The sequence below is a fragment of the Streptomyces sp. RKAG290 genome, from assembly GCF_023701695.1.
Lineage (GTDB): Bacteria > Actinomycetota > Actinomycetes > Streptomycetales > Streptomycetaceae > Streptomyces.
Genome location: NZ_JAJOZC010000001.1, coordinates 4,941,076 through 4,966,275, shown reverse-complemented (window position 1 = coordinate 4,966,275; position 25,200 = coordinate 4,941,076). Strand labels below are relative to the sequence as shown.

Below are 25,200 nucleotides of genomic sequence, written 5' to 3'. Positions count from 1 at the left end.
GCGCTCCCGGGCGCCGCGCCTGATTCCGGTCCGGCACGGTCCGCGTGCTGTACGCGGTTCCGCCGTCCGGGGCGCGGGCGCCGCACGGGAGCTGAATGTCTGGCTCGCCGGTTCCCTACGCGTGGTGCGCAGGGCCTGGCGAAAGTCTTATGGGTCAGCGCGCGGCCCGGCCCAGGTGGCTCCCGAGCCCCAGGGCTGCGCTACAACGACCGCCTTACGCGGAACCTGCACCTTCCGGCGCCGTCGCGACGGCGGTCCCGGCGGCCGTGGGTAGTGCGGCCGGGGCTGCCTCGCGGTCAGGCGCGAGCGGGTCGGTCACCGTGCCGGACTCCTCGTCGAAGAGCCCCTGCGCCAGCCTGGTCACCGCTGCGGGGACCGGCGGCGCCAGGTCGGCCACAACGCGGAGACCGGACAGGACGTCGTCAGGTCGAACAGCAGGTGTCACGTGCCGAACAACCAGCCGCAGTATCGCACAGGCCTTGACCCCGGGCCTATCAGGCTGTTGATCAAGGGCCTGCAGGTCCACCACGGCGGACCGGGCGTCGAAGCTGCGCACGCCGTTCTTCGTGCGGCGCTGGACCTCGACGGTCTCGGCCTCGTTGAAGGCGGTCACGGCCTTTTCGGCGTCCTCAATGGTGACGCCGTCCAGCCGCATCTCCCAGATGGAGGCGGTCAGCCGGTCGGCGAGACCCGAGGTGCGGGCCTCGACCGCGTCGGTGATGTCGAGGCCGTCCGGCAGCGAGTCGTTGAGCAGCTCGCGCAGGGTGTCGGGGTCGCGTGTCTCGGTGAGGGCGATCTCCAGGAACTCGGCCTCGCTGCCCGTGCCGGTGGGGGCGGCATTGGCGTACGACACCTTGGGGTGGGGGTGAAGCCCGCCGAGTAGGCCATGGGCACCTCGGAGCGGCGCAACGCCCGCTCGAAGGCACGCTGGAAGTCGCGGTGACTGGTGAACCGGAGGCGGCCGCGCTTGGTGTAGCGCAGTCGAATGCGCTGCACTGCCGGTGCGGGCGGCGGGCCTTCGGGCTGTCGCTTGCCCAGTGGTTCTTCTCCTAGGTGCGAGGCGGACGCGGTGGCACGCCGCCCTGAAATACGGGTGGCCCCGGGGTGTCCGCTCCGGCTCACCCCTGCTGGACGGAATTCTCGCCGTGCAGGGAGATCTCTGGTGCGGGCGCCGCGCTGGGCACAGTCGTCGCTTGTTGCGTATCACCCAGAGTACGCGCAAGGGGGCCCGCCGGTTCCCGGGGCTCGTTCACAGGGGGTCCGCCGACCAGCGCCCGCCATGCGTCGCGGCGGGCCTGCCGGACGGTTTCGCGGGCCGTGCGCATCGCCTCCCGGGCGGCCCGGCCCGCCGCGACGGCGGCCCGCCCGGCGGGGGCCAGCACGGCATCGCGCACGAAGTGCCCGACGGGGGTGCACACGGCGCGGTAGGCCCAGGCCACCGGCGCCCCGATCAGATGCCACGCCAGCCAGGCCAGCGCCCGGCCGACGGCCCGCGAGACGAACCCGGCGACGCGCCAGCCGACCACGAACGCGGCGGCGATCTCCCGGCCCACCGGGGTCAGGACCCGCCGGTACAACCAGACCACCGGGGTGACGAGAAGCACGGCAACGAACAGGCCGAAGCCCGCGCACAGTCCCCGGGCCGCGGCGGCTACCGCGCGGGCCAGCAGGCCGAGCAGCCAGGCGATGCCGTGGCCCAGCGGGTGAGCACTTCCCGGTACGTCCAGGTCAGGGGCAGCATGACCAGGTACCGCACCGCCCACGTCAGGGGCAGCACGAGCAGGTACCGCACCGCCCACGTCAGCGGGAGCACGACCAGGTACCGCACCGCCCAGGCGGCGGCCAGCCCCAGCGGGACCAGGACGTACCGCCAGACGCCCACCAGCGGCAGCACGAGGACGACCGTGAGCAGCCATCCGATACCCGTGCGGATGCCGCGTCCGGCGGGGCCGAGCAGCTCCCGGTACACCCACCGCAGCCCGTGTCCGAACGGGGTGAGGACCGCCGCGTACAGCCAGGCGAGCGGCGCCACCATCCCGTACCGCACCACGGGCACCACCACGTACCGCCACAGCCCGACCCACGGCCACACGAACACCGCGGCGGCCAGCCACCGCAGCCCGCGTCCCAACGGGATCAGCACCTGCTCCCACAGCCAGCCGGCCGGGACCGCCACGAGGACCCGGAACAGCCAGGAGAGCGCGCGTCCGAGCGGCCGGAGCAGCATCCGGTCGGCGGCGCGGGCAAGCGCGACGAGGGCGTCCCAGACCATCCGGACCGGCAGGACGACGACGAGCACCACGATCCGTACCGGGATCCTGACGAGGGTGGTCAGACAGCCGTCACCGCTCTCGTACCGCGCGGGCGCCTGGTGCTTGCCGTAGTCCATGCAGTCAAGGACGCGAAGGCCCGGCCCGGGGTTTCCCCGGACCGGGCCTTCGTCACCGAGCTGTCACCCGGCCGGAGCCGGGCGGTGTCATTTCACGACGTCACTTCACGACCGTCAGCGGGAGGAGCTTCTTGCCCGTCGGGCCGATCTGGATGTCGAGGTCGAGCTGGGGCACACCCCGCAGTCGAAGCACGGGGTCCACCGGCAGTCCTCGACCTCGGTCTCGTCGAGCGAGTCCTGCCAGTCCTCCCAGAGCCAGTCCTTGTCGAGGCCGGAGTCCAGGTGGTCCCAGGGCAGGACCTCCTCGTACGTCCGCTCCCGGGTGGTGTACCAGTCGACGTCCACGCCGAAGCCGGGGAGCGTCTGTCCGGCGCTCTTCATCCACAGGTCGTAGCTGAAGTGCTCGCGCCAGCCGTCGAACCGGCCGCCGGCCTCGTAGACAGCGCGGATCACGGAGCCGACCCGGCGGTCGCCGCGGGAGAGCAGGCCCTCGACGATGCCGGGCTTGCCGTCGTGGTAGCGGAAGCCGATCGAGCGGCCGTACTTCTTGTCGCCGCGGATCTTGTCGCGGAGCTTGGTCAGCCGGGCGTCGGTCTCCTCGACGCCGAGCTGCGGGGCCCACTGGAAGGGGGTGTGCGGCTTGGGCACGAACCCGCCGATGGAGACGGTGCAGCGGATGTCGTTCTGCCCGGAGACCTCACGGCCCTTGGCGATGACGTTGACCGCCATGTCGCCGATCTGCAGGACGTCCTCGTCGGTCTCGGTGGGCAGGCCGCACATGAAGTACAGCTTCACCTGACGCCAGCCGTTGCCGTACGCGGTGGAGACGGTCCGGATCAGGTCCTCCTCCGAGACCATCTTGTTGATGACCTTGCGCATGCGCTCGGAGCCGCCCTCGGGGGCGAAGGTGAGACCGGAGCGACGGCCGTTGCGGGTCAGCTCGTTGGCCAGGTCCACGTTGAACGCGTCGACGCGGGTGGAGGGCAGCGAGAGCCCGATCTTGTCCTCGGTGTAGCGGTCGGCGAGGCCCTTGGCGATGTCGCCGATCTCGGAGTGGTCCGCCGAGGACAGCGAGAGCAGACCGACCTCCTCGAAGCCGGTCGCCTTGAGGCCCTTCTCCACCATCTCGCCGATGCCGGTGATGCTTCGCTCCCGCACGGGGCGCGTGATCATGCCGGCCTGGCAGAAGCGGCAGCCGCGGGTGCAGCCGCGGAAGATCTCCACGGACATCCGCTCATGGACGGTCTCCGCGAGCGGCACCAGGGGCTGCTTCGGGTAGGGCCACTCGTCGAGGTCCATCACGGTGTGCTTGGACACCCGCCACGGCACGCCGGACCTGTTGGGCACGACGCGCCCGATGCGGCCGTCCGGGAGGTACTCGACGTCGTAGAAACCGGGGACGTAGACGCCGCCGGTCCTGGCGAGCCGGAAGAGCACCTCCTCGCGGCCGCCGGGGCGGCCCTCGGCCTTCCAGGCTCGGACGATCTCGGTGATCTCCAGGACGGCCTGCTCGCCGTCGCCGATGACCGCGCAGTCGATGAACTCCGCGATCGGCTCGGGGTTGAAGGCGGCGTGGCCGCCCGCGAGCACGATCGGGTCGTCGAGGCCGCGGTCCTTGGCGGCGAGCGGGATGCCGGCCAGGTCGAGGGCGGTGAGCATGTTGGTGTAGCCGAGCTCGGTGGAGAAGCTCAGCCCGAAGACGTCGAACGCCTTGACCGGGCGGTGGCCGTCCACGGTGAACTGCGGCACCTTGTGCTCGCGCATCAGCTCCTCGAGGTCCGGCCAGACGCTGTAGGTGCGCTCGGCCAGGACGCCCTGACGCTCGTTGAGCACCTCGTAGAGGATCATGACGCCCTGGTTCGGGAGCCCGACCTCGTAGGCGTCCGGGTACATGAGAGCCCAGCGGACGTCGCACTCGTCCCACGGTTTGACGGTGGAGTTCAGCTCACCGCCGACGTACTGGATGGGCTTCTGCACATGCGGGAGCAGAGCTTCGAGCTGTGGGAAGACCGAATCGACAGACATCGCGAACTTTCGAGAGCCGGCAGGGATGACCACCCAGCGTACCGCGATGCTCAGTGTCCCCGCGCCGCCTTGAAATCCGCCCGGGACGCCCGCGCCCACACTGCGGGCAGCTCCCGCTCCCGTACCGCCGCGGCAGCCGTCTCGTGCCCGTACAGCAGCCCCCACGTGAACGACGCCTCGCCCGCGGTGTGCGCCTGTACGGCGAGGGAGCGCAGGGCGTCACGGGCCACCACGCTGTCCTGGTGGTCGCCCAGGACGCTCTGCAGCGCCTTCAGCCGCTTGGCGGACTTCCGGGCGGGCTTCCCGAGCGCGGGCCGGGCGGCCTCCGCCGCGTACCGTGCGCGTTTCGCCGCCTTGCGGGCGTCGTGCAGGGCGAGATCGCGTTCCGGCCCCGGTGGCAGTTCCAGGGCGTGCGCGATGCGGCGCGTCAGCCGCTTGTGGTCCTTGTGCACGGCGCGCGGCAGTGCCTTGCGGGGCGGCCGGGCGGCGGCGGGCAGCAGCGGCGGGCCGGCCAGGAGTGCGTCCAGGGTCCGCAGCAGCGTCAGGTAGCGGCCGGAGTCGAGCACGGCGACGATGCGGTCGCGGGAGCCGCTACGGCGGGCGACGGACCAGATCCGCAGCCTGGCGTGGACCGGGCCGAGGACCAGGGTGCGGGAGAGCCCGTCGAGCCGGCTGTGCAGGCGTTTGTCGAGGACCTCCTGGTCACGGTCGACGCCGAGCTCGGCCGCGAGCCACTTCAGCTCCTCGGCCACCGGCTCGGTGACGGTCCGGTCGAGAACCCTGCGGTACGTCCTGAAGGCGCTGCGCAGTCTGCGGGTGGCCACCCGCATCTGGTGCACCGAGTCGGGGAGGCCGCGGCGCACGGCAGGGTCGAGGGCGACGATCGCCTCGGCCTGGCAGCGCACGTAGGCGAGGACGTGGTCGCCCGCGGTGTCCGGGGCGGCCTGCTCGCCCTGCCGGTGGCTGCGCCCCTTCTTCCCCGGGCGCGTCCCCTGCTTCTCCTTAGGGGCCGTCTCGGCCAGGGCGCGGGCCAGCTTGGAGGGCGACGCGGAGGGCCGCACGCCGGCCTTGCGCAGCCGCGCCTCGACGGCGTCGAGGAACGCGGGGTCGCCGTCGTCGGCGAGTTCGACCTCGATCTCGGTCCAGGCGGCGCTCCCGCCGCCCGGCAGCCGCTCGGCCCGGACCGCGTCCACGCTGACTTCGGCGAGCAGCGCGCCGTCGGGGCCGCTCAGGTGGTGGACGTCGCGGACGGAGCGGAGCCGGACCACGGGGACGACGGCCGTGTCCTTGACCCGGGAGCGGATCAGTTCGGCCAGCTCGGCCGGCAGGGTGTCGGAGAGCGGGGCCCGGATCTCGTCGCGGATGCCGGAGGCGACCGGGAACTTGAGATGCCAGCCGGCGTCGTCCCCGCCGGTGCGGCGGCGCAGGGTGAGGGAGTCGGCGGCGAGCCGGAGGCCCTCGGTGTCGTAGTAGACGGCGTCGAGTTCGCTGACGCCGCGGTGGTCCACGCCGGACACCCCGGCCACCCGGCTCAGGTCGGGCAGCCGGGTGGTTCCGGTGGCTTCGTACTTCCGCTCGATCTCGCGCTTCGTGTCCGCCATGGATCGAATTTAGACGGGATGTACGCAGATGGGCAGGGTGCCCGCAACGGCTCAGGCAGTTATCGGCCGTTGCACCCTGATCGACTGGAGCAGTCCGACGGCCACCCAGACGGCGAACATCGAGGACCCTCCGTACGAGACGAACGGCAGTGGCAGCCCGGCGACCGGCATGATCCCGAGCGTCATGCCGATGTTCTCGAAGGCCTGGAAGGCGAACCAGGCGATGATTCCGGCGGCGACGATCGTGCCGTACAGCTCGGTGGTCTCGCGGGCGATGCGGCAGGCGCGCCACAGGACGATGCCGAGCAGGACGAGGATCAGTCCGGCGCCGAGGAAGCCGAGTTCCTCGCCCGCGACGGTGAAGACGAAGTCGGTCTGCTGCTCGGGGACGAACTGGCCGGTGGTCTGGGTGCCCTGGAAGAGGCCGGTGCCGGAGAGACCGCCCGAGCCGATCGCGATGCGGGCCTGGTTGGTGTTGTAGCCGACGCCTGCCGGGTCGAGGGCCGGGTTGGCGAAGGCGGCGAACCGGGCGATCTGGTAGTCGTCGAGCAGCCCGAGCTGCCAGATGGCCACGGCGCCGGCGGTGCCCGCGCCGAGGAGTCCGAAGACCCAGCGGTTCGAGGAGCCGGAGGCCAGCAGTACGCCGAGCACGATGACGGCCATGACCATCACGGAGCCGAGGTCCGGCATCCCCATCACGACCGCCATCGGGAGCGCCGCCAGGCCGAGGGCCTTGGCGACGGTCCGGTGGTCGGGGTGCAGCTGGTCGCCCGCGTCGACGCGGGCGGCGAGCAGCATCGCCATGCCGAGGATGATCGTGATCTTGGTGAACTCGGAGGGCTGAAGGGAGAAGCCGCCGGGGAAGAGGATCCAGGCGTGGGCGCCGTTGACGGTGGTGCCGAGCGGGGTGAGGACCGCCATCACCAGGAGCACGGACAGGCCGTACAGGATCGGCACCGCTCCGCGCAGGGTGCGGTGCCCGAGCCAGATCGTGCCGACCATCAGGGCGAAGCCGATGCCGGTGTTGAGGGCGTGCCGGAAGAGGAAGTAGTACGGGTCGCCGTGGGTCAGCGAGTCGCGTCCCCGGGTCGCCGAGTAGACCAGCAGCGAGCCGATGAAGGAGAGCGCGATCGCCGAGCCGAGCAGCGGCCAGTCGAGCCGGCGGACCACGGAGTCGCGTGCGGTGAGCCGGCCCCAGGCGGACCGTTCGGGGGCGTAGCGCTGGACGGAGAAGCCGGCCATCAGTCGCGCCTCCCCACGATCGCGGCGAGCGCCTGCGCGGCCGGCGGCTTCTGCGAGTTCGGGTCGTACGGCTTGATGTCCGGGGTGTCGATGGAACCGTCCGGCTGGATCTTCGGCAGGGACTTCTGCGGCGTCGGCAGCAGGGCCTTCTTGAGGTCCTGCTTGCCCGCGGCGTCGAGACCGTAGAGCGCGTTGTAGATGTTGCGCACGGCGGGCCCGGACGCGCCGGAGCCCGTACCGCCCTGGGAGATCGTCATGACGATCGAGTAGTCCTTGGTGTACGTGGCGAACCACGAGGTCGTCTGCTTGCCGTAGACCTCGGCCGTGCCCGTCTTGGCGTGCATCGGGATCTTGTCCTGCGGCCAGCCGCCGAATCGCCAGGCGGCGGAGCCGCGGGTCGCGACACCCGCGAGGGCTTGGTCTATTTCGTTGCGGGTCTTGCGGGTGAAGGGCAGCTTGCCGTGCGACTTGGGGTCGATCTCCTCGACGGACTTGCCGTCACCGCTGACGATCGCCTTGCCGACGGTGGGGTCGTAGAGGGTGCCGCCGTTGGAGATGGCCGCGTAGATGGTCGCCATCTGGATCGGGGTGACGAGGGTGTCACCCTGGCCGATCGAGTAGTTGACGGAGTCACCGGCGCGCATCTTGTCGCCTTCGAGGCAGTTCTCGTAGGAGATCTTCTCGACGTACGTGCCGTTCTTCTTGCCCTGCTTGCACCAGGCGTCGTGGTTGGCCTTGGCGAAGCTCTTCTTCCACTCCCGGTCGGGGACGCGGCCGGTGACCTCGTTGGGGAGGTCGATGCCGGTCTCCTTGCCGAGGCCGAACTGGTGGGCGGTCTTGTAGAACCAGTCGTTGGGCTTCTTCTTGGGGTTGTTGCCGCCGTCCTTCTGCCACTCCTTGTGCGCGATGCCGTAGTACACGGTGTCGCAGGAGACTTCGAGGGCGCGGCCGATGGAGATGGAGCCGTAGCCCTGGGACTCGAAGTTCTTGAAGGTCTGGCCGCCGATGGAGTACGAGCTCGGGCAGGGGTAGCTGCCGTCGAAGGGGTATCCGGCGTTGACCGCGGCGGTCGAGGAGATGACCTTGAAGATGGAGCCGGGGGCGGCCTGGCCCTGGATGGCCCGGTTCAGCAGCGGGAAGTTGGACTTCTTCCCGGTGAGCTTGGTGTAGTCCTTGCCGGAGATGCCGCCGACCCAGGAGTTGGGGTCGTAGTTGGGCAGCGAGGCCATCGAGACGACCCGGCCGGTCTTGGCCTCCATGACGACGACGGCGCCGGAGTCCGCCTTGTAGTTCTCGCCGGTGTTGGTGTCGAACTCGGTACGGGCCGTCTTCATGGCCTGGTTGAGCTCGTACTCGGCGACGGCCTGGACCCGGGCGTCGATGGAGGTGACGACGCTGGCGCCGGGCTCCGCCTCGTCGTTCTTCGCCTCGCCGATGACCCGGCCGAGGTTGTCGACCTCGTAGCGGGTGACGCCGGCCTTGCCGCGCAGCTCCTTGTCGTACGTGCGCTCCAGGCCCGAGCGGCCGACCTGGTCGGAGCGCAGGTACGGCGAGTCGGTGTCCTGGGCCTTGGTGATCTCACTGTCGGTGACGGGCGAGAGGTAGCCGAGGACCTGCGCGGTGTTGGCCTTGCCGGGTGCGGCGTAGCGGCGCACGGCGGTGGGCTCGGCCGTGATGCCGGGGAAGTCCTCGGCGCGTTCGCGGATCTGGAGGGCCTGCTGGGTGGTGGCCTCGTCGGTGACCGGGATCGGCTGGTAGGGCGAACCGTTCCAGCAGGGCTGCGGGGTCTTCGCGTCGCAGAGCCGGACCTTGTCGATGACGTCCTTGGGCTTCATGTCGAGCACGTCGGCGAGCCGGGTCAGGACGCCCTTGCCGTCGTCGTCCATCTTCAGCAGTTCGGTGCGGCTGGCGGAGACGACGAGGCGGGTCTCGTTGTCGGCGAGGGGCACGCCGCGCGCGTCGAGGATGGAGCCGCGGGCGGCGGGCTGGACGACCTGCTGGACGTGGTTGTTCTTCGCCTCGTCGGAGTACTCCTGGCCGTTGCGGATCTGGAGGTACCACAGGCGCCCGCCGAGGGTGAGCAGCAGCGAGAAGACGAGGACCTGGATGACGATGAGGCGGATCTGGACCCGCTGGGTCCGGCCGGTCTCGGGAATGTTGGTCACGGGGCGCCCCCGGTGGTGGTCCGGCAGGTGTTACGGGGGTTGGCCCGGCTGGGAGCCCGGTGGGCGGCTCCCGGGAAATGCAGCCTCACAGTCGCTTGACTCCCTTGATCCGTCCGGCGCGTGCTGCCCGGTTCCGGGCGGCCTTCATGCGCAGACCGCCGCGCTGGCTGCCGATCCGCAGCCCGGTGCCCGCCGCGAGCCAGCCCGCCGCGGCGTCGCTGCCGCCGGAGGAGGACTCGGTGAGCGGGTCGTTCACGGTGCGTCTGGCCATTGCCATGATCAGGGGCACGGTGAACGGGGCGAGGAGCAGGTCGTAGACGGCCGCGGTGAACAGCAGACTGCCCAGACCCACGTGGCGGGCGGCCGTGTCGCCGACGAGGGCGCCGACTCCCGCGTACAGCAGGGTCGAACCGATCGCCGCGGCGACGACCGCGGCCATCGGCACGAAGGCCGACTTGAGCTGGCCGTTCTCCGGCCTGGCCAGTCCGGCGAGGTAGCCGATGACGCAGAGGACCAGGGCGTACCGGCCGGCCGCGTGGTCGGCGGGCGGTGCCAGGTCGGCGAGGAGCCCCGCCCCGAAGCCGATCAGGGCGCCGCTGACGTGCCCGTAGACGAAGGCCAGCCCGAGCACGACCATGAGGAGCAGATCGGGCACGGCGCCGGGGAGCTGGAGCCGGGCGAGTACGGAGACCTGGACGACGAGGGCGATCACGACCAGGGCGATGGAGAGCAGAGTCCGGTTGACGCGCATGGGGATCAGCTCTACCTCTGTTCGTTTACCGCGTTGTCGGCGTTCGGTGTGGCGTTCCCGCTCGGGCTCGGGCTGCCGCTGGGGTTCGCGCTCTCGTGGATGTTCCCCACGACGTTGCCGTTGGTGTCCACGAGGTCGCCGTTGGGCGAGATGGTGACGGTGACCGTCGGGGTGGGCTTCGGCTTGGCGGCCTTGGCCGGCTTCTTCGGCAGGACCGTGTCGCGGGGGTCCTCGCGCGGGGCCTGGACGACGATGCCGACGATGTCGAGCTTGGTGAAGCCGACATACGGACGGACGTAGACCGTTCGGGTCAGGGCGCCGCCGGACGGGTCGACGCGGACCACCTCGCCGACCGGTACGCCGGGCACGAACGGCTTGTCCTTGCTTGAGCCGAACGTGACCAGGCGGTCGCCCTTCTTCACCTTGGCCTTGCCGTTCAGGAACTGGACGGCGAGCGGACGCGAGCCCTGGCCGGTGGCGAAGCCGAGTTCGTCGGTGGACTCCATCCGGGTGCCGACGGTGAAGTCGGGGTCGTTGGCGAGGAGCACCGTGGCGGTGTCCGGTCCCACGGTGGTCACCCTGCCCACGAGTCCGTCGCCGTTGAGAACGGTCATGTCCCGCTTGAGACCGTCCTTGGAGCCCGCGTCGATGGTGACCGTCCAGGAGAAGCCCTGGGCCGCTCCTATGGCGATGACCTCGGCGGCCTTGATGCCGTACTGGCCGGCGGCCGACTTCTTGAGCATCTTGTCGAGCTCGCGGACCCGGCTGCGGTTCTGGTCGTCACTGCCGAGCTTCGCCTTCAGCGCGGCGTTCTGCTGCTCCAGCGCGGCGATCTTGTCGTGGCGGGCGCCGGAGGCGCGTACCGCCCCTATGGCGTTGCCCACCGGGTCCACCGCCGACGCGACGCCGTTCTCCACAGGTCCGAAGACCGTGGAGGCGGCCTGCCGGGCGCCGTCCACCGGTGACTCCTCGCCGCCGCGGATGTCCACCGTGATCAGTGCGAAAGCGATGGCGATCAGCAGCACCAGGAGCAGCCGGCTCTCTCGTGTGTCCCTCACGTGCGGCGGCCGTGCCTTCCTCGTAGGAATGTTCGTGCCTGTATATCAACGATCCTCCGCGCGGAGCGGCAGCGTCCGCGCGGAGGGCCGTGGAATTTCTAGCGTCGGGGCTGGGCGTCCAGCACCTGCTGGAGCGCCTCGAACTCCTCGACGCACTTGCCGGATCCGAGCGCGACGGAGTCCAGCGGGTCCTCCGCGATGTGGATCGGCATGCCCGTCTCGTGGCGCAGCCGCTCGTCCAGTCCGCGCAGCAGCGCGCCGCCGCCGGTGAGGACGATGCCCCGGTCCATGACGTCGCCGGAGAGCTCCGGCGGGCACTTGTCGAGCGTCGTCTTGACCGCGTCGACGATCGCGTTGACCGGCTCCTCGATCGCCTTGCGGACCTCGGTCGCGGAGATGACCACGGTCTTGGGCAGGCCCGAGACGAGGTCACGGCCGCGGATCTCGGTGTGTTCGTCCTTCTCCAGCTCGAACGCCGACCCGATGGTGATCTTGATCTGTTCGGCGGTGCGCTCACCGAGGAGGAGGGAGTACTCCTTCTTGATGTGCTGGATGATCGCGTTGTCCAGTTCGTCACCGGCGACCCGGATCGACTGGGCGGTGACGATTCCGCCGAGCGAGATGACCGCGACCTCGGTGGTGCCGCCACCGATGTCGACGACCATGTTGCCGGTGGCCTCGTGGACCGGCAGACCGGAGCCGATGGCCGCCGCCATGGGCTCCTCGATGATGTGCACCTGACGCGCGCCGGCCTGCGTCGATGCCTCGATGACGGCGCGTCGCTCGACCCCTGTGATGCCGGAGGGCACACAGACGACGACCCGCGGGCGGGCCAGGTAGCGGCGCTTGTGGATCTTCAGGATGAAGTAGCGGAGCATCCGCTCCGTGATCTCGAAGTCGGCGATCACGCCGTCCTTCAGGGGCCGTACGGCAACGATGTTGCCCGGTGTACGGCCGATCATCTTCTTGGCCTCGGCGCCGACCGCCAGGATGCCGCCGGTGTTGGTGTTGATGGCCACGACGGACGGCTCGTTCAGAACGATGCCGCGCCCCCTGACGTACACCAGCGTGTTGGCAGTCCCGAGGTCGATAGCCATGTCACGGCCGATGAACGACATTGAGTTCCCCTTGTTCCCCATGAGGATGCGTCGGGCCTTCCCAAGTGAAAGCGGTGATGGCTTGTTTTGGTAGGCGAAATGAGCGCTGCGGGCGTGGAAGCTTCCATCGTAGTGCCGGATACACCGACACAGCGCGAGGGTCCTTCGCCTTGCTGAGCGGAACGGGTGGCCGTTCCACTCATGGTGACGTTACGTCGGAGGGATGCGTTCCCGCGATCGGGGGCCCTATACCGAAGGGCGACCGAATTACTTCGGTCGCCCCAGGTCATCAGCGCTGTTTGGCTGATCAGAGGTCAGGAGCGGCCCGGAAAGAACAGCTTCAGTTCTCGCTCTGCGGACTCCTCGGAGTCCGAGGCGTGGATGAGGTTCTCCCGGGTGATCGTGCCGAAGTCGCCACGGATGGATCCGGGCGCGGCGGCGATCGGGTCGGTCGGGCCGGTCAGGGTACGGACGCCCTCGATGACCCGCTCGCCCTCGGCGACCAGCGCGACGACGGGGCCGGACTGCATGAACTCGACGAGCGGCTCGTAGAACGGCCGGCCGACGTGCTCCGCGTAGTGCTGCTCCAGCGTGGCGCGGTCCAGGGTACGCAGTTCCAGCGCGGTGATCTTCCAGCCGGCCTTGCGCTCGATGCGGCCGACGATCTCGCCGACCAGACCGCGACGGACGGCGTCGGGCTTGAGAAGAACGAGGGTGCGCTGGGTCATGTGCGGCTCCTTGCAGGCATACGGGTGCGGTCAGGCGAGATTACAGGGGGGCTGTGAGGGGCCGACGGCCGGGTTTGGCCGCCGCGGGCCGGGGCGGGCGACGGCCGCTCGTCGGTCAGCCGCCGGCGGGCGCCTCGGCCGCCTCCTGCGCGGCCCAGCGGGCCTTCGCCTCGTCGATCTTGCGGCCGTAGTGCACCGAGGCCCACCACAGACCGCCGAAGACCAGGCCGAGAATGAACATCATCGGCACCACGAAACCGCTGGCGACCAGCGCGATCTGGAGCGCCCAGCCGAGCTGTATGCCGCCCGGGCGGGTGAGCACCCCGCAGAGTAGCACGCAGAGCAGCATGCCGATGCCGCAGACCGTCCACACCGTGGCGGACGACAGGTCGTCGGACTTCATCGCGACGAGCCCGGCGAACCCGATCACGAAGAACTCGCCGATCAGCGTCGAAGCACAGAGCGTACGCACGTGGGTCAGCTCCTTCCCAGAAGCAGCCGGGCCTCGCCGACCGTGATCACAGATCCGGTCACCAGCACTCCGGCGCCCGCGTACTCGTCCTCCTCCTCGGCGAGGGTGATCGCCGCCTCCAGCGCGTCGTCGAGACGGGGCTCGACCTGGACCCGGTCGTTGCCGAAGACCTCGACGGCGACCGTGGCCAGGGCGTCGGCGTCCATCGCACGGCCGCTGGAGTTCTGGGTGACGACTACCTCGGCGAAGATCGGCTCGAACGCCTCCAGGAGACCCCGGACGTCCTTGTCGCCGCTGGCACCGACCACGCCGATCAGCCGGGAGAACCCGAATGCCTCGGACAGGCCGTCGGCGGTGGCGCGGGCGCCGGCCGGGTTGTGGGCGGCGTCCAGGACGACGGTCGGGCTGGAGCGGACGACTTCGAGGCGGCCGGGCGACACCACCGAGGCGAAGGCCTTGCGGATGATGTCCACGTCGAGCGAGCCGCTCTGCTCGGCGCCGATCCCGAAGAACGCCTCGACCGCACAGAGCGCCACGACGGCGTTGTGCGCCTGGTGGGCGCCGTAGAGCGGCAGGAAGATGTTGTCGTACTCACCGCCGAGACCACGCAGCGTCAGCAGCTGACCGCCGACGGCGATCTCCCTGGAGACGACGCCGAACTCCATGCCCTCACGGGCCACCGTGGCGTCCGCCGCGACGGCCTTCTTCAGCATGACCTGGGCGGCGTCGACCGGCTGCTGGGCCAGGATGACGGTCGCGCCCTGCTTGATGATCCCGGCCTTCTCCCCCGCGATCTCGCCGGGCGTGGAGCCCAGCCGGTCGGTGTGGTCCAGGGAAATCGGGGTGACCACGGCGACCGTGGAGTCGATCACGTTGGTCGCGTCCCAGCTGCCGCCCATGCCGACCTCGACGACGGCGACATCGACCGGCGCGTCGGCGAACGCCGCGTACGCCATGCCGGTGAGCACCTCGAAGAAGGAGAGCCGGTAGGGCTGCTGCGCGTCGACCATCTCGACGTACGGCTTGAGGTCCTGGTAGGTCTCGATGAACCGCTCGGCGTCCATCGGGGAGCCGTCCAGGCTGATCCGCTCGGTGATCGACTGGACGTGCGGCGAGGTGTAGCGGCCGGTGCGCAGATCGAAGGCGCCCAGCAGGGCCTCGATCATGCGGGCCGTACTCGTCTTGCCGTTGGTACCGGTGATGTGGATGGAGGGGTACGCGCGCTGCGGCTCGCCGAGCACGTCCATCAGCGCGGCGATGCGCGCCACGGACGGCTCCAGCTTGGTCTCGCCCCAGCGCCCGGCGAGCTCCTGCTCCACCTCGCGCAGCGCCCTGTCCACCTCCGGATCGGCGGGGCGGGCGGGCACCTCGTCGCTCTGGGGCGGCCCGGAGGCCGCGCGCAGCGTACGGCTCCCGGCCTCGATCACCGCCAGGTCGGGGTCGCGCTGGGTCGCTTCGTCGACGATCTCCGCGAAGGTCTCGTCGGAGTCGGACGCGTCGTGCCGGTCGGAAGGGCGGGGCTCACTCACAGGGCCAGTCTACGGATGGGCACGGACATCGCGCGCAGCGCCCGCTGACGCGGGTACGACGGAGCCCCTGTCCCCCCATTCGCGCGAGGGGTACAGGGGCTCCGCGGCGCCTCAGCCCTTCGGCAGTGCCGCCAGCTGGGCAGTGATCCGCTCGATGTCGCTCTCGGCCTTGGCGAGCCGGCCACGGATCTTGTCGACCACGTTGTCCGGGGCCTTGCCGAGGAACGCCTCGTTTGTCAGCTTGCCGTTGGCCTGCGCCTTCTCCTTCTCGGCGGCGCCCAGGTCCTTCGTCAGGCGCTTACGCTCGGCCTCGACGTCGATGGTGCCGGACAGGTCGAGCGCGACCGTGGCGCCCGCGACCGGCAGCGACGCGGTGGCGTGGAAGCCGTCGCCGGCGGGCTGCAGGCGCAGCAGCTGGCGGATGGCCGCCTCGTGCGGCGCGAGCGGCGTACCGGTCAGGGCGAGCTCGGCCGGAACCTTCTGGCCCGGCTGCAGGCCCTGGTCGGACCGGAAGCGGCGGACCTCGGTGACGACCTGCTGGACGAGCTCGATCTCCCGCTCGGCGGCGTCGTCACGGAAGCCGCTGTCCGCCGGCCAGTCGGCGATGACGACGGACTCGCGGCCGGTGAGTGCGGTCCACAGGGTCTCGGTGACGAAGGGGACAACCGGGTGCAGCAGGCGCAGCATCACGTCGAGGACCTCGCCCAGGACCCGGCCCGAGACCTCGGCCCCGCGGCCGCCGCCGAAGAACGTGGTCTTGGACAGTTCGAGGTACCAGTCGAAGACCTCGTCCCAGGCGAAGTGCCGGAGCGCCTCGCTGAGCTTGGAGAACTGGAAGTCGTCGTAGTAAGCGTCGACTTCGGCGACGGTCTTGTTGAGCCGGGACAGGATCCAGCGGTCGGTCACCGACATCTCGTCGGCGGCCGGCAGCTCGCCCTCGATCGTGGCGCCGTTCATCAGGGCGAAGCGGGTGGCGTTCCAGATCTTGTTGGAGAACTTGGCGGAACCCTGGACCCACTCTTCGCCGATCGGGACGTCGACACCGGGGTTGGCACCGCGCGCCAGGGTGAAACGGAGCGCGTCGGAGCCGTACTTGTCCATCCAGTCCAGCGGATTGACCACGTTGCCGAAGGACTTCGACATCTTCTTGCCGTGCTCGTCGCGGACCATGCCGTGCAGGACGATCGTCCCGAACGGCGGGACGCCGTCATTCACGTAGAGGCCGAACATCATCATCCGGGCGACCCAGAAGAAGAGGATGTCGTAGCCGGTGACCAGGACGGAGTTCGGGTAGAACTTCGCGAGGCTGTCGGTCTGTTCGGGCCAGCCGAGCGTGGAGAACGGCCACAGGCCCGAGGAGAACCAGGTGTCCAGGACATCGCTGTCCTGCGTCCAGCCCTCGCCCGTCGGGCTTCGTCGTCCGGTCCGACGCAGACGACCTCGCCGTTCGGGCCGTACCAGACGGGGATGCGGTGGCCCCACCAGAGCTGGCGCGAGATCGTCCAGTCGTGGAGGTTGTCGACCCAGTCGAAGTAGCGCTTCTCCATCTCCTGCGGATGGATCTTGACCTTGCCTTCGCGGACGGCGTCACCGGCCGCCTTGGCGAGCGGTTCGACCTTGACCCACCACTGGAGGGAGAGGCGCGGCTCGATGGTCGTCTTGCAGCGCGAGCAGTGCCCGACGGAGTGGACGTAGGGACGCTTCTCGGCGACGATCCGGCCGTCGGCGCGCAGGGCCGCGACGATGGCGGAGCGGGCCTCCAGCCGGTCCAGGCCCTGGAAGGGGCCGGGGACGGTGATGACGGCGCGCTCGTCCAGGACAGTCAGGAACGGCAGGTCGTGGCGCTTGCCGATCTCGAAGTCGTTCGGGTCGTGCGCCGGGGTCACCTTGACCGCGCCGGTGCCGAACTCGGGGTCGACGTGGTGGTCGGCGACGACCGGAATCGTGCGGTCGGTCAGCGGCAGCTTGATCTGCCTGCCGACGAGGTGCTTGTAGCGCTCGTCGTCGGGGTGGACGGCGACGGCGGTGTCACCCAGCATCGTCTCGGCGCGGGTGGTGGCGACGACGATGGTCTCGTCGCCCTCGCCGTACAGCATGGAGACGAGCTCGCCGTCGTCCTCCTGGTACTCGACCTCGATGTCGGAGATCGCGGTGAGACAGCGCGGGCACCAGTTGATGATGCGCTCGGCGCGGTAGATCAGCCCGTCGTCGTACATCCGCTTGAAGACGGTCTGGACGGCCTTGGACAGGCCCTCGTCCATGGTGAAGCGCTCACGGGACCAGGCGACGCCCTCGCCGAGGCGGCGCATCTGGCCGGAGATCTGGCCACCCGACTCGTTCTTCCACTGCCAGACGCGCTCGACGAAGGCCTCACGGCCCAGGTCGTGGCGGGACTTGCCCTCCTTGCCGAGCTCGCGCTCGACGACGTTCTGGGTGGCGATGCCGGCGTGGTCCATGCCGGGCTGGTAGAGCGCCTCGAACCCCTGCATCCGCTTGCGGCGGACGAGGGCGTCGATCAGCGTGTGCTCGAAGGCGTGCCCCAGGTGCAGGGAGCCGGTGACGTTGGGCGGCGGAATGACGATGGAGTACGGCGGCTTTTCGCTGTGCTCGTCGGCCTCGAAGTAACCGCGCTCCACCCAGCGCTCGTACAGCTTCCCCTCTACCTCCGCCGGCGTGTACTGGGTCGGAAGTTCGGGGTTGCTGGCTGGCTGCTGCGCTGCGTTCTCGGTCACGCACCACAGTTTAGGGCCGTCACAGTCATGCACTGAAACCGGTTTGTTCAGTAACGGTGTGACTCCCGGTGCTCCGCGTCCGTGTGCCTTCCGTCAGGATGTTCGGAACGCGTAAGCATGACGAACAGGGGACACCGCAGATGAGCTACAACCAGCCGGGCCCGTACGGCGGGCAGCAGCCGCAGGGCCAGCCCGGACCGTACGGCCAGCAGCCGGGCCCCTACGGCGGCCAGCCGCCGCAGGGCCAGCCGCAGGGGCAGCCCGGCTACGGGTACCCGCAGCAGGCCCCCCAGGGCGTCCCGCCGCAGCAGCAGCCCCCGCAGCCGGGCTACGGCTACCCGCAGGCCCAGCAGCCCGGACCGTACGGCCAGCAGCCCCCCACTCCCCCGTACGGCGGCCAGCCGGTCTACGGCCAGCAGCCCCCGTTCCCCCCGGCGGGTCAGCCGAAGAAGAAGACCGGGCTGATCATCGGGGGCGCCGTTGTGGCGCTGCTGGTCATCGGCGGCGGGGTGTACGCCCTGACCTCGGGCGGTGGCAGCGGCTCTGTCGCAGACGACGGCAAGACGTACAAGCTGACGGCGCCGGCGACTGTGATCGACGGGACGTACAAGAAGTCTGCCGCGAAGAACGACGACACCGAGATGTCGGAGAGCGACATCAAGGATGCCGAGGAGTGGGGAGTCAAGAACCCCACGAGTGTCAACGGCAGCTACCAGGCCGGCGAGGCGATCTCGCAGAAGCTCCTGCAGTTCCAGGGCGTCTACGGTGACATCGAAGACCCGGAGAAGGTCGTCGACGCCATGTTCGCCAACGCCAAGACGGAGGCGGGCAAGGACAAGGAGGGCGGTAGCGAGTTCGTCGGCAGCCCGCAGGCCTTCACCCCCGCCGGATTCGAGAACGGCGTCCTGAAGTGCCAGGAGGTCAAGTCGGAAGAGGGAACCGGCAGCAGCGCCAAGTCATTCACCATGCCTGTCTGCATCTGGGGCGACCACAGCACCCTCAGTCTCGTTCTCAACATGGACATGGGCTCGCTCATGACCGGTAAGGGCGGCGCTTCGCTGGAGGAGGCGGCCAACACTGCGGCCAAGCTCCGCAACGACGTCCGCGTCGAGGTCAAGTAGCCCGCACGCAACGCGAAGGGGCGCCCGGCCAGTTCACCTGGCCGGGCGCCCCTTCGCGTACGTACTCAACCGCGGCTACGCCGACTTCTCGTGCCGCCCGCCGTCGTCGTTCTTCCCGATCGTCCGCGGCTCGCGCGGGACCAGGGTCGGGTTGACGTTGTTGCGGACCACGTCAGACGTGATGACCACCCGGGCGACGTCCTTGCGGGACGGCACCTCGTACATCACCGACTGGAGGACCTCCTCCATGATGGCGCGCAGACCACGCGCGCCGGTCTGGCGCAGGATCGCCTGGTCGGCGATGGCCTCCAGTGCCTCGCGCTCGAACTCCAGCTCCACACCGTCGAGTTCGAACAGCCGCTGGTACTGCTTGACCAGGGCGTTGCGCGGCTCGATGAGGATCTGGAGCAGGGCCTCGCGGTCCAGGTTGTGGACCGAGGTCAGGACCGGGAGGCGGCCGATGAACTCGGGGATCATCCCGAACTTCACCAGGTCCTCCGGCATGACCTCCTGGAACTGGTCGCTCGCCTGGATCTCCAGCTTGGAACGGATCGTGGCGCCGAAGCCGATGCCCTTGGCGCCGGCCCGGGACTCGATGATCTTCTCGAGTCCGGAGAACGCGCCGCCCACGATGAACAGCACGTTCGTCGTGTCGATCTGGATGAACTCCTGGTGCGGGTGCTTGCGTCCGCCCTGCGGCGGTACGGAAGCGGTGGTCCCTTCCAGGATCTTCAGCAGGGCCTGCTGGACGCCCTCGCCGGAGACATCGCGGGTGATCGACGGGTTCTCGCTCTTGCGGGCGACCTTGTCGATCTCGTCGATGTAGATGATCCCGGTCTCGGCCTTCTTGACGTCGTAGTCCGCGGCCTGGATCAGCTTCAGCAGGATGTTCTCGACGTCCTCGCCGACATAGCCGGCCTCCGTCAGCGCCGTCGCGTCCGCGATGGCGAACGGGACGTTGAGCATGCGGGCCAGTGTCTGCGCGAGGAGGGTCTTGCCCGAACCCGTGGGGCCCAGCAGCAGGATGTTCGACTTGGCGAGCTCGATCGCGTCGTCACGATTCGCCCCGCCGCCGTTCTCCCCGGCCTGGACCCGCTTGTAGTGGTTGTACACAGCGACCGAGAGGGCCTTCTTCGCGGGCTCCTGCCCGACGACGTACCCCTCGAGGAACTCGTAGATCTCGCGGGGCTTGGGGAGTTCCTCCCACCGGACCTCGGAGGTCTCCGCGAGCTCCTCCTCGATGATCTCGTTGCAGAGATCAATGCACTCGTCGCAGATGTACACACCGGGTCCTGCGATGAGCTTCTTCACCTGCTTCTGGCTCTTTCCGCAGAACGAGCACTTGAGCAGGTCGCCGCCATCACCGATGCGTGCCACGAGGTGCTTCCCCTTCGCCTGGGAGGCGCCTGGTTCAGCGCCTCCTCGTGCCTCTGTCCGACGGTACCTTGCCTGGCCCCCCGTTCGGGCCCCCTTGGCACGGTTCACACGGCCGAGACCGGGTGACCCTGCCGCACCAAGGGGTAAAGGCCGACGTCAGGCGGCCGCTCCGGCCGCGCTCTTACGGGTCGAGACGATCTGGTCGACCAGACCGTACGCCAGGGCGTCCTCGGCGGTCAGGATCTTGTCGCGCTCGATGTCGTCACGGATCTTGTCGATCGGCGTGGTCGAGTGCTTGGCCAGCATCTCCTCCAGCTGGCTCCGCATCCGCAGGATCTCGTTGGCCGCGATCTCCAGGTCGGAGAGCTGCTCACGGCCGGTCTGCGAGGACGGCTGGTGGATCAGGACGCGCGCGTTCGGCAGCGCCATCCGCTTGCCCGGCGTGCCCGCGGCGAGCAGTACGGCGGCGGCGGAGGCCGCCTGGCCCATGCAGACCGTCTGGATGTCCGGCTTCACGAACTGCATCGTGTCGTAGATCGCGGTGAGCGCGGTGAACGAGCCGCCGGGGCTGTTGATGTAGATCGAGATGTCCCGGTCCGGGTCCATCGACTCCAGGCACAGGAGCTGCGCCATGACGTCGTTGGCGGAGGCGTCGTCGATCTGCACACCGAGGAAGATCACGCGCTCCTCGAAGAGCTTCGCGTACGGGTCGTACTCGCGCACGCCCTGCGAGGTGCGCTCCACGAAGCGCGGGACGATGTAGCGGTTGTCCACCTGCGGGCCGGTGTAGAGGCCGCTCGCAGAGGCGCCGGGGAAGTTGTTCATGTGGGTGTTCACCATCCTGGTGGCGTTCTGTGGCTGGATGTCTCGGTGTACGAGAGAAAAGCGGTGCGGGTGGGGCGCGATCCGGCGCCAGCCGGATCAGGCGCCGGTGCCGCCGCCGCCCGGAACGCCCGATGCGACCGTGATGATCTCGTCGATGAGGCCGTAGTCCTTGGCCTCGTCCGCGGTGTACCAGCGGTCGCGGTCGCCGTCGCGGATGATCGTCTCCACGGTCTGGCCGGAGTGGCGGGCGGTGATCTCCGCCATCCGCTGCTTGGTGCGCAGCAGGTACTGGGCCTGGATCTTGATGTCCGAGGCCGTACCGCCGATACCGGCCGAGCCCTGGTGCATGAGGATGTCGGTGTTCGGGAGCGCGAAGCGCTTGCCGGCGGCGCCGCCGGTGAGCAGGAACTGGCCCATCGAGGCCGCCATGCCCATACCGATGGTGACGACGTCGTTCGGGATGTACTGCATGGTGTCGTAGACCGCCATGCCGGCTGTCACCGAACCACCGGGGCTGTTGATGTAGAGGTAGATGTCCTTGTCCGGCTCGGCGGCAAGGAGAAGCAGCTGCGCGGTGATCTTGTTGGCGATGTCATCGTCGACCTGCTGTCCGAGGAAGATGATGCGCTCGCCGAGCAGTCGGCTGTAGACCTGGTCACCGAGGCCTCCACCGAGGGACGGCTCTCCGGCGGCGTAGGGCATCAGATTCGTCACGTATCCACCTGCTCGTCTCTGACGGCTCCGGCCGTCTCAGCGTCTTCGTACCGGGTGGGCCGGGACTCCCCGACCCTTCCTATTCATGGACCCTAACGCGCAGGTGGGACAACGCCATCCCGCTTCCGCAACTGTTCGCTGGGAGCGCAAGGTCCGCAGTCCGCACAAGGGTTGTGGGGCACCTCTGCCGATACGACGACGGGCTCCGGACGCTACTGCGTCCGGAGCCCGTCGTACGGGTTCAGCGCGAGGCTCAGGCCTCGGTCTTCTCCTCGGCCGCGTCGGTGGTGACCTCGGCGTCCTCGGTGGTCTCCTCCGCCACGTCCTCGTCGTCCTCGAGCTCGACGACCTCACCGTTGGTGTCGACGACCTTGGCGGCCTCGACGACGACGGCGAGCGCCTTGCCGCGGGCGACCTCGCCGACGAGCATCGGCACCTGGCCACCCTCGACGACGGCCTGGGCGAACTGGTCCGGGCTCATGCCGGAGGACTGCGCGCGCCGCATGAGGTGCTCGGTGAGCTCCTCCTGGTTGACGTTCAGCTTCTCCTTGTTGACGAGCTCGTCAAGGATGAACTGGGTCTTGATGCCCTTGATGGCCTGCTCGGAGGTCTCTGCCTCGAACTCCTCAAGGGTCTTGCCCTGGATCTCCAGGTACTTCTCGAGGTCGAGACCCATCTGGCCGAGCTGGTGGTGCTCCAGGTTGTGCTTGCGGGTCTGGACCTCGTCCGCGAGCAGCTTCTCGGGGATCGGGACCTCGGCGAGCTTCAGCAGCTCCTCGAGGACGCGCTCCTGGGCCTGGGTGGCCTGGTCGAACTGCTTGGTGTTCTCGAGGCGCTTACGGCTGTCCGCCTTCAGCTCGTCGAGCGTGTCGAACTCGCTCGCCATCTGGGCGAAGTCGTCGTCGAGCTCGGGAAGCTCACGGGCGGCGACGGCGGTGACCTTGACGGTGACCTCGGCGTCCTTGCCCTCGGCGGAGCCGCCCTTCAGCGCGGAGGTGAAGGTGGCCTCGCCACCCGCCTCCAGGCCGGTGACGGCGTCGTCGATGCCTTCGAGGAGTTCACCGGAACCGATGGTGTACGAGACACCCTCGGCCACGCCGTCCTCCAGGACCTCGCCCTCGACCTTGGCCTGCAGGTCGATCGTCACGACGTCGCCGTCGGCGGCGGCGCGCTCGACCGGGTTGGTCGAGGCGAAGCGCTCCCGGAGCTGCTCCACGGCCTTCTCGACGTCCTCGTCGCTGACCTCAAGGGCGTCGACGGTGACCTCGATGCCGGAGTAGTCCGGAATCTCGATCTCGGGGCGTACGTCAACCTCCGCGGTGAAGGACAGCAGCTCGCCGTCCTTCAGCTCGGTGATGTCGACCTCCGGCTGGCCGAGGACGTTGAGCTCTCCCTCGTTGACGGCCTCGGTGTAGAACTTCGGGAGGGCGTCGTTGACGGCCTCCTCCAGCACAGCACCACGGCCGAACCGCTGGTCGATGACCCGGTTGGGGATCTTGCCCTTGCGGAACCCCTTCACCGTGACCTGCTGGTTGATCTTCTTGTACGCCGCGTCGAGGCTGTCCTTGAGCTCCTCGAAGGGCACCTCAATGCTGAGCCGAACCCGGGTCGGGTTCAGGGTCTCCACGGCGCTCTTCACGGTTCGGTCTCCTTGGTGGCTGACTTCTTGGGGTTCTGCTCCACCGCACAGGAGGCGGCTTCGCGGACCGAGCCCGGTACATCAGACACACGGGCACGCATTTTGCATAGTAACGGCAAGGGGGAGAACTCCCACAATGCGATCTTGCCGGTGGTCGGGGTGGCCGGATTCGAACCGACGACCTTCCGCTCCCAAAGCGGACGCGCTACCAAGCTGCGCCACACCCCGTCGGTGCGACACGTAGGGTACATGCAGACCGGCACCGCATCGGCCGCTTTTCGTACGGCGCCGCTCATCGCGACACCCGGTAGCCAATCAGGTGTGCGGGCAGCGCTCACGACCCGCTACGATGCTTCTCGTGCCGCAGTCCCCGTGACCTGCGGTGCGCTGCATGCGGGCGTAGCTCAATGGTAGAGCCCTAGTCTTCCAAACTAGCTACGCGGGTTCGATTCCCGTCGCCCGCTCCGATCGCTCAGGGCCAGGCCGGAGGTTCATCCTCCCACCTGGCCCTGACGTGTTTCCGATCTTCCCGTTCGCACCGGTGCCGACGGGAGCCGTCTCGATGTCAGCGTCGTCGTGAACGCGGCGGGCCCCGATGCTGCCGACGTGGCCGGGCTCGTCTCGCGTCCACTGCCGATGCGCCGGGAGCCCGGCATCGTCACGCGGATCGGCGAACTACTCCACGAAGCGGCGCGGCAGGTCGTTCCGGCCCTCGGCAGCGGTCGCATCACGCAGACACGCGTGGTCAACCGCCCGATCCCGGCCGACGGATTCCCCTCGGTGGGGGCCGTACCGTCCGTTCCGGGCTACTACGAAGCCGTCTCCCACAGCGGCATCACACTCGGGCCGGTAATCGGCCGCCTGCTCGCTTCGGAGATTCTCGGCGGAGAGCGGGACGAGCTGCTTGCGGACTTCCGCCCCGAGCGGTTCGCCCCGTAACAGGGCCACCGAGGACGCTGCGCGCACAGGACTTCGAGCCGGTGTCGGGCAGCTCCCTGGCGGCGCCGTCGCCCGCTCCATGCCTCGGGCCCGCCCCGGTGGACATCCTTTCGGATGACCCCGGACCGGGCCCTTTGCGTTCCGTGGCGCGGCGGCGCCCCCGGATCAGAAACTGATCTGGTTGATGCTCGCCGCTATCGAGTCCATGAACCTCTGGATCGACGGCGCCATGCCGGTCGACGCCAGGAAGAAGCCGAAGAGCACCGCGACGACCGCGGGTCCGGCCTTGATGGAGCCACCTCGGATCAGGACCACCAGGATGATCGCCAAAAGAAGCACCACAGACAGTGAAATGGCCACGACTGATCACACCCTCGGTCGGTCCGCCTTGCCGGCCCGGAGGCGTGCGGCAGCGCACTCCTCCGTTACCCCCATCGTGCCACCAACTCCCCTGTGGTCGCTGCCAGGTGACGAAAGCACTGGTCGGGATCGCGCCATCTTGCGCCGGTGCGCGACGGCGCGTCGTGCCCGTCGGCCCGGCGGCCGCCCGGCGGGGGTGGCACTCGCCCGCGGCGCCCGCCCAATGGGCCGGAATGATCTGCAACGGTGATCGTTTCTGTACCCACACACTTTATTCACATGCAATTTCCCGGGTCGAATGCGACGTAATTCACCGCCTCCAACTGCCTGACGATATGCACCATTTAAGGAGGATTAACACGGCCATATCGGGCAGGATTCATGGGTTTGGGTTTCGATCGGCCGGGAACACGCGATATTCGGGGGTGGTTTTACG

16 protein-coding genes, 2 tRNA genes and 4 pseudogenes are annotated in these 25,200 nt (G+C 69.1%); 3 read left to right on the top strand and 19 right to left on the bottom strand.

All coding sequences use genetic code 11. The features are described from left to right. Nucleotides 1-214: 214 nt before the first annotated feature. The 13 genes and pseudogenes from LNW71_RS21840 to LNW71_RS21775 all read right to left on the bottom strand — a co-directional run bounded on the left by LNW71_RS21840 (nt 215) and on the right by LNW71_RS21775 (nt 17,789). A pseudogene (locus LNW71_RS21840) lies at nt 215-996 on the bottom strand (TIGR03936 family radical SAM-associated protein). 122 nt (nt 997-1,118) lie between these two features. Beyond that, nucleotides 1,119-2,389 (bottom strand): annotated as a pseudogene (locus LNW71_RS36525) (hypothetical protein). 100 nt (nt 2,390-2,489) lie between these two features. Beyond that, nucleotides 2,490-4,414, bottom strand: a pseudogene (locus tag LNW71_RS21825) (TIGR03960 family B12-binding radical SAM protein). A gap of 50 nt (nt 4,415-4,464) precedes the next feature. Further along, complete coding sequence (locus LNW71_RS21820) at nt 4,465-6,015, bottom strand: CYTH and CHAD domain-containing protein (RefSeq protein WP_250969774.1); 1,551 nt, start codon at nt 6,013-6,015, stop codon at nt 4,465-4,467. Nucleotides 6,016-6,066: 51 nt separating this feature from the next. Further along, nucleotides 6,067-7,257 carry a rod shape-determining protein RodA gene (gene rodA, locus LNW71_RS21815; RefSeq protein ID WP_250969773.1) on the bottom strand — a complete coding sequence of 397 codons (1,191 nt, stop codon included), beginning with the start codon at nt 7,255-7,257 and terminating at the stop codon, nt 6,067-6,069. Then, entirely contained in the window at nt 7,257-9,422 is a 2,166-nt protein-coding gene (mrdA, locus tag LNW71_RS21810; RefSeq protein ID WP_250969772.1) for a penicillin-binding protein 2, read from the bottom strand. The genes rodA and mrdA overlap by 1 nt, the downstream gene beginning before the upstream one ends. Before the next feature lie 85 nt (nt 9,423-9,507). Continuing rightward, nucleotides 9,508-10,173, bottom strand: a complete 666-nt coding sequence (gene mreD, locus LNW71_RS21805; protein ID WP_250969771.1) for a rod shape-determining protein MreD — start codon at nt 10,171-10,173, stop codon at nt 9,508-9,510. 11 nt (nt 10,174-10,184) lie between these two features. After that, complete coding sequence (mreC, locus tag LNW71_RS21800) at nt 10,185-11,231, bottom strand: rod shape-determining protein MreC (RefSeq protein WP_250969770.1); 1,047 nt, start codon at nt 11,229-11,231, stop codon at nt 10,185-10,187. Nucleotides 11,232-11,329: 98 nt separating this feature from the next. Beyond that, nucleotides 11,330-12,349, bottom strand: coding sequence for a rod shape-determining protein (locus LNW71_RS21795; protein WP_024492993.1), 1,020 nt, complete (start codon nt 12,347-12,349; stop codon nt 11,330-11,332). 293 nt (nt 12,350-12,642) lie between these two features. Continuing rightward, complete coding sequence (gene ndk, locus LNW71_RS21790) at nt 12,643-13,056, bottom strand: nucleoside-diphosphate kinase (protein ID WP_250969769.1); 414 nt, start codon at nt 13,054-13,056, stop codon at nt 12,643-12,645. Nucleotides 13,057-13,171: 115 nt separating this feature from the next. Further along, nucleotides 13,172-13,528, bottom strand: coding sequence for a DUF4233 domain-containing protein (locus LNW71_RS21785; protein WP_250969768.1), 357 nt, complete (start codon nt 13,526-13,528; stop codon nt 13,172-13,174). 5 nt (nt 13,529-13,533) lie between these two features. Beyond that, entirely contained in the window at nt 13,534-15,057 is a 1,524-nt protein-coding gene (locus tag LNW71_RS21780; RefSeq protein WP_250969767.1) for a folylpolyglutamate synthase/dihydrofolate synthase family protein, read from the bottom strand. A gap of 111 nt (nt 15,058-15,168) precedes the next feature. Next, nucleotides 15,169-17,789, bottom strand: a pseudogene (locus tag LNW71_RS21775) (valine--tRNA ligase). A gap of 140 nt (nt 17,790-17,929) precedes the next feature. Between LNW71_RS21775 and LNW71_RS21770 the strand changes: the two are divergent. Beyond that, nucleotides 17,930-18,910 (top strand): hypothetical protein, encoded by a 981-nt coding sequence (locus tag LNW71_RS21770; RefSeq protein ID WP_250969766.1) that lies wholly within the window; start codon nt 17,930-17,932, stop codon nt 18,908-18,910. A 75-nt stretch (nt 18,911-18,985) separates the two neighbouring features. Here the strand turns inward: LNW71_RS21770 and clpX are convergent, their stop codons facing one another. The 5 genes from clpX to LNW71_RS21745 form a co-directional block, all read right to left on the bottom strand. Further along, a complete protein-coding gene (gene clpX, locus LNW71_RS21765) occupies nt 18,986-20,287 on the bottom strand; it encodes an ATP-dependent Clp protease ATP-binding subunit ClpX (RefSeq protein ID WP_250969765.1) in 1,302 nt (433 codons plus the stop codon). Nucleotides 20,288-20,443: 156 nt separating this feature from the next. Further along, nucleotides 20,444-21,127 carry an ATP-dependent Clp protease proteolytic subunit gene (locus LNW71_RS21760; protein WP_285802179.1) on the bottom strand — a complete coding sequence of 228 codons (684 nt, stop codon included), beginning with the start codon at nt 21,125-21,127 and terminating at the stop codon, nt 20,444-20,446. 81 nt (nt 21,128-21,208) lie between these two features. Then, nucleotides 21,209-21,814, bottom strand: coding sequence for an ATP-dependent Clp protease proteolytic subunit (locus tag LNW71_RS21755; RefSeq protein WP_250972096.1), 606 nt, complete (start codon nt 21,812-21,814; stop codon nt 21,209-21,211). A gap of 265 nt (nt 21,815-22,079) precedes the next feature. Further along, nucleotides 22,080-23,465, bottom strand: coding sequence for a trigger factor (gene tig / locus LNW71_RS21750; RefSeq protein ID WP_250969764.1), 1,386 nt, complete (start codon nt 23,463-23,465; stop codon nt 22,080-22,082). Nucleotides 23,466-23,616: 151 nt separating this feature from the next. After that, nucleotides 23,617-23,693: transfer RNA gene (locus tag LNW71_RS21745), tRNA-Pro, on the bottom strand. Between the two features lie 165 nt (nt 23,694-23,858). On the opposite strand from LNW71_RS21745, the gene LNW71_RS21740 reads away from it, so the two are divergent. Next, nucleotides 23,859-23,929, top strand: a tRNA-Gly gene (locus LNW71_RS21740). A gap of 142 nt (nt 23,930-24,071) precedes the next feature. Continuing rightward, entirely contained in the window at nt 24,072-24,404 is a 333-nt protein-coding gene (locus tag LNW71_RS21735; protein WP_250969763.1) for an FAD-dependent oxidoreductase, read from the top strand. 165 nt (nt 24,405-24,569) lie between these two features. Here the strand turns inward: LNW71_RS21735 and LNW71_RS21730 are convergent, their stop codons facing one another. Continuing rightward, entirely contained in the window at nt 24,570-24,764 is a 195-nt protein-coding gene (locus LNW71_RS21730; protein WP_250969762.1) for a hypothetical protein, read from the bottom strand. Nucleotides 24,765-25,200 lie beyond the last annotated feature (436 nt).

Excerpts from the sequence above, each read along its gene's own strand:
- mreD (WP_250969771.1), bottom strand. The coding sequence starts at position 10,173 with ATGCGCGTCAACCGGACTCTGCTCTCCATCGCCCTGGTCGTGATCGCC.
- LNW71_RS21795 (WP_024492993.1), bottom strand. The coding sequence starts at position 12,349 with ATGTCGTTCATCGGCCGTGACATGGCTATCGACCTCGGGACTGCCAAC.
- rodA (WP_250969773.1), bottom strand. The coding sequence starts at position 7,257 with ATGGCCGGCTTCTCCGTCCAGCGCTACGCCCCCGAACGGTCCGCCTGG.
- LNW71_RS21755 (WP_250972096.1), bottom strand. The coding sequence starts at position 21,814 with ATGCCCTACGCCGCCGGAGAGCCGTCCCTCGGTGGAGGCCTCGGTGAC.
- LNW71_RS21820 (WP_250969774.1), bottom strand. The coding sequence starts at position 6,015 with ATGGCGGACACGAAGCGCGAGATCGAGCGGAAGTACGAAGCCACCGGA.
- LNW71_RS21770 (WP_250969766.1), top strand. The coding sequence starts at position 17,930 with ATGAGCTACAACCAGCCGGGCCCGTACGGCGGGCAGCAGCCGCAGGGC.
- ndk (WP_250969769.1), bottom strand. The coding sequence starts at position 13,056 with ATGACCCAGCGCACCCTCGTTCTTCTCAAGCCCGACGCCGTCCGTCGC.
- LNW71_RS21760 (WP_285802179.1), bottom strand. The coding sequence starts at position 21,127 with ATGGTGAACACCCACATGAACAACTTCCCCGGCGCCTCTGCGAGCGGC.